Genomic DNA, 6,178 nt, shown 5'->3' with positions numbered 1-6,178 from the left:
AAGCGAGGCTGAAGGAAGCGTTAACGGAGCGTTGTCCACGTGCCGCCATGGGACAGCCGCGTTAACAACGAGTGAGCGCATGCGTCTCTCGAGCCGCGAGGTCAAGCAAAAACCTCGCCCCAAAGGCTTCCTTCGGGGCGAGGTTTAGTCTTGATATCGTCTGAGTCTGCCGGCTCTCAGTTCGCTTTCGGCACCAGATCGCTGATCCGAATCGGGAACCGCCGCACCCGGACACCCGTCGCGTGCCACACCGCGTTGGCGACCGCGCCTGCCGAGCCGGTGATGCCGATCTCGCCGACGCCTTTGATGCCGAGCGGATTGACGTGGGGATCGATCTCCTCGACCGTGAACGCCTCGATCGCGGGGACGTCGGCGTTCACGGGCACATGATACTCGCCGAGATTCGCGTTCATGATGCGCCCGGTGCGGTGGTCGGTGATCGCCTCCTCATGCAGCGCGAACGAGATGCCCCAGATCATGCCGCCGATCAGCTGGCTCTTCACCATCCGCGGGTTGATGATGCGGCCCGCGGCGAAGGCGCCAATCATCCTGGAGACGCGGACCTGCCCAAGATCAGGATCGACCTTTACTTCGGCAAACACTGCGCCATGCGAGTGCATCGCATAGCGCTCATTCGCCGCCTGATCGGGCGCGCCGATTCCGGACGCGTCGATTTCGGCCAGGCCGGCACGCGCGAGGATCTCGCCATAGCTTTCGCTGCGGCTCTCATCGTCACGCCGGAGCAGCCGTCCGCCACGCGCCACCACGCCGGCATTGCCGGCACCGTAGAGCGGCGAGCGCCGATCCGCGGTGGCGAGCTCGGCGAGCTTTCCGATCACGGCAGCACCGGCATTGTGGATCGCGGTGCCGACGGTCGCGGTATGCGCCGAGCCGCCGGCGATGCCGGCATCCGGCAGGTCTGACGTGCCGGCCTTGAACTCGACTTGGTCGAGCTCGAGCGCGAGCGAATCTGCCGCGATCTGCGCGAACGCGGTCCACGCGCCTTGGCCCATGTCGTGTGCGCCGCTCTCCACCGCACCGGAGCCGTCGCGCCGGATTACTGCGCGCGCATTGCCGGCGAACATCAGCGCATGAAAGGTCGCGGTGCCCATGCCCCAGCCGACCAGAAAGCCGTCCTTGTCGCGCATCGTGCGCGGCTTCAGCGGACGATCCCACCAGCCGAACCGCTCGGCACCTTGCGTGTAGCATTCGCGCAGCGCCTTCGAGGAGAACGGCTTGCCGGTGGCGGGTTCGACCTCGGCGTAGTTCTGGACCCGGAAGGCGAGCGGATCGATGCCGCAGGCCTCCGCCATCTCGTCGATGGCGCTTTCCAGCGCGATCGACCCCGGCGCGATGCCGGGCGCACGCACGAACAGCGGCGTGCCGGTGTCGGCGCGCACGGCGTCATAGGTCGTCGCGATCGCCGGCGCCGCATAGAGTGTATGCGTCAGATGCGCCGCCGATTCGTAGAAATCCTCGAAGCTCGAGGTGACGACCCTGGCGTGGTGATGGATCGCCGATAGCTGGCCCTCGCGGCTTGCGCCAAGCCGCAGCGTCTGCCGGGTCGGCGAGCGATGGCCGAACGGACCATAGAGCTGCTCGCGACGGACTACGAGCTTGACCGGACGACCGGCCAGTTTCGCAGCGAGAATGCCGAGCACCTGCGGTCCCGCCATCATGCCCTTGCCGCCGAAGCCGCCGCCGAGATACGGGCTGCGGATCAGGATGTTCTCGGGCGGGATGCCGAGCAGGCCAGCGAGACGCGCCTGCATCATGGCGAGACCCTGCGTCGGCGTATCGATGACGAGCCTGTCTCCCTGCCATTCGGCAACGATCGCGTGCGGCTCCATCGCATTGTGATAATGCGGCGGGGTCTCGTAGATCGTGGTGAAGGTCTTGTCGCTACCGGCCAGGGCCACGTCGACGTCGCCATGGCGGCTTTCCGCCGGGAAGCCCATGCCGACGACAGGCGGAATGTAAGCCTCGTTGTCGAGGCCGATGCGCGCCGGCTCGGCCTCGTAACGGGGGCTCAGCAGGGCCGCACCTTCGGTCGCGGCCTCCAGTGTCTCGGCGATCACAACCGCGATCGGCTGGTTGGCATAGCGCACGCGATCGTTCTGCAGCGCCTCGAACCGGAAGGCGAACGGATTGGGCTTGCCGTCGGGATCGTCTGCCAGTGGCGGCCGGTTGGCCTGGGTCATCACCTCGACCACGCCGGGATGCGCCTTCGCGGCTTCGATGTCGAGTGCGGCGACACGGCCGCGCGCAATGCTGGCAACGGCCAGCACCGCGAACAGCATGCCCTGCGGATGATTGTCGGCGGCGTAACGTGCGCGGCCCGTGACCTTCAGCACGCCGTCGCGGCGGGCCAGCGGCTGGCCGATGTTCGAGCCGTGCCGGATATGGGCGGGGTCACGGGTGAGATCGAGTTCAAGCGTCATGAAGAGCTCCTGTCGGAGAGGAGAAAGGCGAGGCGGGCAGCGCCGGCATGCGGTCGGGCGTGCCTAGGGCCGCGAGATGGAGCGCGCGCACGATCAGGTTCTTGGCGAGCGGAATCTTGTGGGCGTTGTTGCCGGATGGCTTGGCTTCCGCGAGCGCCGCCTCGGCAGCGCGTTGATAGTTGTCCGCGTTGGCCGTGTGGCCAACGAGCAAGGCTTCAGCCGCGTGCGGACGCCACGGCTTTGCGGCGACGCCGCCGAGCGCGAGCCGGGCTTCCTTGATGGTGCCGTTCTCGATCGTGAGGCCGGCCGCGGCAGACACGACGGCGAACGCGTAGGAGGTGCGTTCGCGCACCTTCAAGTAACGTGCATGATGGGCGAAGGCGCGCGCTGCGGCGGGAAGCCTGACAGCGACGATGATTTCGCCCGGCTCCAGCACGGTCTCCTTGTCGGGTGTGGTGCTGGGCAGCAGATGCAAGGCCTCCAGCGCGATCTCGCGTCGGCCGCCTTTGCCCTCGATCTCGACCACCGCGTCGAACGCCGCGAGCGGTACGCAGAAATCCGAGGGGTTGGTGGCGATGCAGGCCTCGCTCCAGCCGAGCACGGCATGCTGGCTGTTTTCCCCCTGACGGGCGTCGCAGCCCGAGCCGGGCGTACGCTTGTTGCAGGCTGACGCGGTGTCGTAGAAGTAAGCGCAGCGCGTCCGTTGCAGCAGATTGCCGCCGACGGTCGCGGCATTGCGGAGCTGCGCCGAGGCGCCGGACAGCAGCGCTTCCGCGATCGCCGGAAAATCCTTGGCGAAGACGGCATCATAGGCGAGGTCGGAATTGCGCACCAGCGCGCCGATCCGCACGTCGCCATTGGCGAGCCGCTCGATCCGACTGAGTTCGGGCAGACGCGAGATGTCGACCAGCCGCTCTGGCCTGACCACATTGCCCTTCATCAAATCGAGCAGATTGGTGCCGGCGGCGAGATAGGTCGCGCCAGGCTGGCTCGCCGCCGCGATCGCTTCCGCGATGCTGGCCGGCTTCACATAATCGAACCGGTTCATGCCGCGCGCTCCGTCTTTTTGCCGGCGAGGGTCGCTTGCGCGTCCAGCACCGCCTCGACGATGCCGACATAGGCGCTGCAACGGCAGAGATTACCGGAGAGGCCTTCGCGGATTCGCTCCGGTTCGGCGCCGGCCTGGCCTTCGTTGATTAGACCGATGGTGCTCATGATCTGGCCAGGGGTGCAGAAGCCGCATTGCAGCGCATCGTGTTCGATGAACGCGGCCTGCACCGGATGTAGCGTGTCGCCATCCGCGACGCCTTCGATGGTTTGGACAGTGGCGCCGTCGAGGCTGGCAACCAGCTGGAGGCAGGCATTGATGCGCCGTCCGTCGACCAGCACGGTGCAGGCGCCGCATTGGCCGCGGTCGCAGCCCTTCTTGGTGCCGGTCAACTGCAGCCGTTCGCGCAGCAGGTCGAGCAGGGTGATGCGGGGGTCGTCGAGCGCAAGCGTGCGCAGCTCACCGTTAACGGTGAGGCTCACAGACAGATTCATGCGTTGTTCCGATCGAAGCTATGGCCTAATCGGATCACGGCGGAGTTAGCCTTACGGGCCGGAGCTCCGCGCTGATCCGGCACCCGTGGGGAAGAAAGGGATTTGCTGACCCCGGGGCGACCTGCCATTTATACGGAGGTTTCCTCCGTTTAGCAAGGGGACCTTACGAGGGGTTCATCAAGAGCTGGTGAGATGTCGACCAAAACGCAAGACAGCATCCGCAGACCGCGCGCCGACGCGCTCCGAAATCGCGAGCGTGTGATGGAGGCCGCCAAGATCGTGTTCAGCGCCGGCGGGCCGGAGGCGAGCCTCGAGGCAGTGGCGCGGCAGGCCGGCGTCGGCATCGGCACCCTCTACCGGCATTTCCCGACCCGCGAAGACCTGTTCGAGGCGGTCTATCGCCGAGAGGTCGAGCAGCTCTCCGAACTCGCCGAACAGCTCAAGGCCGAGGCGTCACCCACGGAGGCGCTGCGGCGCTGGCTGCGCTCGACCGTGCAGTTCGTCGCCACCAAGAAGGGCATGATGGCCGCGCTCGCGATCGTCATGAACGCAAACTCGGAACTCGCGGCCTATTCCTATGGCCATCTCACCGCCGCCATCGGCGCGCTCTTGAAGCGCGCCGTCGACGCCAGCGAGGTCCGCGCCGACGTCAACGCCGACGACCTGCTGCGGGCGTTGATCGGGATGTGCTACATGCACGACCAGCCCGGCTGGCAGGACAGTGTGCTGCGGCTGCTGGACGTGTTCGTGGACGGGTTGCGGGTGACTAAGTGAGGTGCCGCAGGATGGGTCGAGCAAAGTGGTACCCATCATCTCAAGCACGTCGAAGCGTGATCGGTATCGCTTCGCTCAACCGATCCTAAAAACTGATGCTTTTGGTCCCTGATGACAAAGATAGTCAAATCGAAGGAAGATCTCGCCGATTTTGTTGAGTCTCTGAGACAGGACCTGCTTCAAGATCCGGATTCCTGGGAAAATCCGACGCTGGAGAGCTATCTGGACGCGATGGCTTCCTGGATTCGATCCATGGATCACTATCGCAGGAATGCAGGACTACCGCCCGCCGAAATTCCGGATTGGTCGATTTTCGCCGATATTTTGTCCGCTGCCAAAATCTACGAATAATCTGTAGGATAGGTTGAGCGTCAGCGATACCCATCATCCCAAGCTACTGAAGCGTGATGGGTATCGCTTCGCATGACGGACTGCTCGGGCTACGCCTAACCGCTGAGCCACTCCACCAGCGCATGCGCCGTCGCCTCCGCTCGCTCCAGTTGCGGAAGGTGGCCGCAATTCTCCAGCACCACGAGTCGGCTGCCTGCGATCCCGTCAGCCATCTCCTGCGACAGCTTGGGCGGGACGGTGTTGTCGGTGTCGCAGGTAAACACCAGGGTCGGGCAGCGGATTGCCGTCAGTGTGGGCCGCGAATCCGGCCGCGTCATGATCGCGTTCTGCTGCCGCAAGAAGGCGTCTACGCCGACGTCGTCCGCCATGTCGTGCACGATCTGCTGCAGGCCCGCGTCGCCGCTGCGCGACGGATGCACGAAATTCGCCCAGAACTCGTCGACCACAGTGCGATAACCACCGCCTTGGGCGCGGGCGACCATACTACTGCGGCGCGCGGTCGCCTCCGGCGTGTCGGGCCGGGCCTGGGTGTTGAGCAGCGCGAGCTTGGCCACGCGCTCCGGCGCCTGGCGCATGATCTCGAAGGCGATGTAGCCGCCCATCGAATGGCCCGATAGTGCGAAGCGCGGCGGCGCTTCTTGCAGGATGCGGCGGGCGATCGCGGCCATGCTGTCGTCGCGGACGTGATTGGCGATCGTCACCGGCCCGTGCCGCCACAGCGCCGGTACCAGCGGCGCCCAGATCCGCGGCGAACAGATGAGGCCGGGCACCAGCACGATCGGCAGCATCTCAGTCATGGCCATTCCCTCACTGTACGACCGCGAACATGTGGCTCGCGCGCGCCATTAGAGCATGATCCGGAAAAGTGGAAACCGGTTTTCCGAAAAGATCATGCTCAAACCAAAGAGATGAGATCGCGATGCGATTCCGTGTAATCGCATCGTGATCTAGTGTCCCGATCGAATAATTCGTGAGATTATATCGCCTTTGATCCGGATGGAGGCGTCTCGATGAGCAAGTCGGCGGCGTTAATCGAGCTGAGCGAAAAGGAGCGCGGTGAACTTGAGGGA

The 6,178-nt window shown here is 65.1% G+C and carries 6 protein-coding genes; 2 read left to right on the top strand and 4 right to left on the bottom strand.

What is annotated here, in order from left to right; genetic code table 11:
- Positions 1-176: 176 nt before the first annotated feature.
- From WA702_RS30365 to WA702_RS30355, 3 genes are read right to left on the bottom strand one after another with little or no spacing between them, the layout of a single operon-like run.
- Entirely contained in the window at positions 177-2,441 is a 2,265-nt protein-coding gene (locus tag WA702_RS30365) for a xanthine dehydrogenase family protein molybdopterin-binding subunit (protein WP_425114223.1), read from the bottom strand.
- On the bottom strand, positions 2,431-3,489 hold the full coding sequence (locus tag WA702_RS30360; protein ID WP_425114222.1) for an FAD binding domain-containing protein: 1,059 nt from the start codon (positions 3,487-3,489) through the stop codon (positions 2,431-2,433). Before WA702_RS30360 ends, WA702_RS30365 begins: the two co-directional genes overlap by 11 nt.
- Complete coding sequence (locus WA702_RS30355; RefSeq protein WP_425114221.1) at positions 3,486-3,983, bottom strand: (2Fe-2S)-binding protein; 498 nt, start codon at positions 3,981-3,983, stop codon at positions 3,486-3,488. The genes WA702_RS30360 and WA702_RS30355 overlap by 4 nt, the downstream gene beginning before the upstream one ends.
- A gap of 192 nt (positions 3,984-4,175) precedes the next feature.
- Between WA702_RS30355 and WA702_RS30350 the strand changes: the two genes are divergently transcribed.
- On the top strand, positions 4,176-4,757 hold the full coding sequence (locus WA702_RS30350; protein WP_425114220.1) for a TetR/AcrR family transcriptional regulator: 582 nt from the start codon (positions 4,176-4,178) through the stop codon (positions 4,755-4,757).
- Between the two features lie 111 nt (positions 4,758-4,868).
- Positions 4,869-5,108, top strand: a complete 240-nt coding sequence (locus tag WA702_RS30345; protein ID WP_425114219.1) for a DUF7660 family protein — start codon at positions 4,869-4,871, stop codon at positions 5,106-5,108.
- 95 nt (positions 5,109-5,203) lie between these two features.
- Here the strand turns inward: WA702_RS30345 and WA702_RS30340 are convergent, their stop codons facing one another.
- Positions 5,204-5,905, bottom strand: coding sequence for an alpha/beta fold hydrolase (locus WA702_RS30340; protein ID WP_425114218.1), 702 nt, complete (start codon positions 5,903-5,905; stop codon positions 5,204-5,206).
- Positions 5,906-6,178: the final 273 nt, after the last annotated feature.

It is taken from the genome of Bradyrhizobium sp., assembly GCF_049798375.1.
Lineage (GTDB): Bacteria > Pseudomonadota > Alphaproteobacteria > Rhizobiales > Xanthobacteraceae > Bradyrhizobium.
This window is presented reverse-complemented; position numbering and strand designations above follow the sequence as displayed.

Bases quoted from the DNA above. Each gene is read 5' to 3' on its own strand.
- WA702_RS30365 (WP_425114223.1), bottom strand. From the start codon at position 2,441: ATGACGCTTGAACTCGATCTCACCCGTGACCCCGCCCATATCCGGCAC.
- WA702_RS30360 (WP_425114222.1), bottom strand. From the start codon at position 3,489: ATGAACCGGTTCGATTATGTGAAGCCGGCCAGCATCGCGGAAGCGATC.
- WA702_RS30355 (WP_425114221.1), bottom strand. From the start codon at position 3,983: ATGAATCTGTCTGTGAGCCTCACCGTTAACGGTGAGCTGCGCACGCTT.
- WA702_RS30350 (WP_425114220.1), top strand. From the start codon at position 4,176: ATGTCGACCAAAACGCAAGACAGCATCCGCAGACCGCGCGCCGACGCG.
- WA702_RS30345 (WP_425114219.1), top strand. From the start codon at position 4,869: ATGACAAAGATAGTCAAATCGAAGGAAGATCTCGCCGATTTTGTTGAG.
- WA702_RS30340 (WP_425114218.1), bottom strand. From the start codon at position 5,905: ATGACTGAGATGCTGCCGATCGTGCTGGTGCCCGGCCTCATCTGTTCG.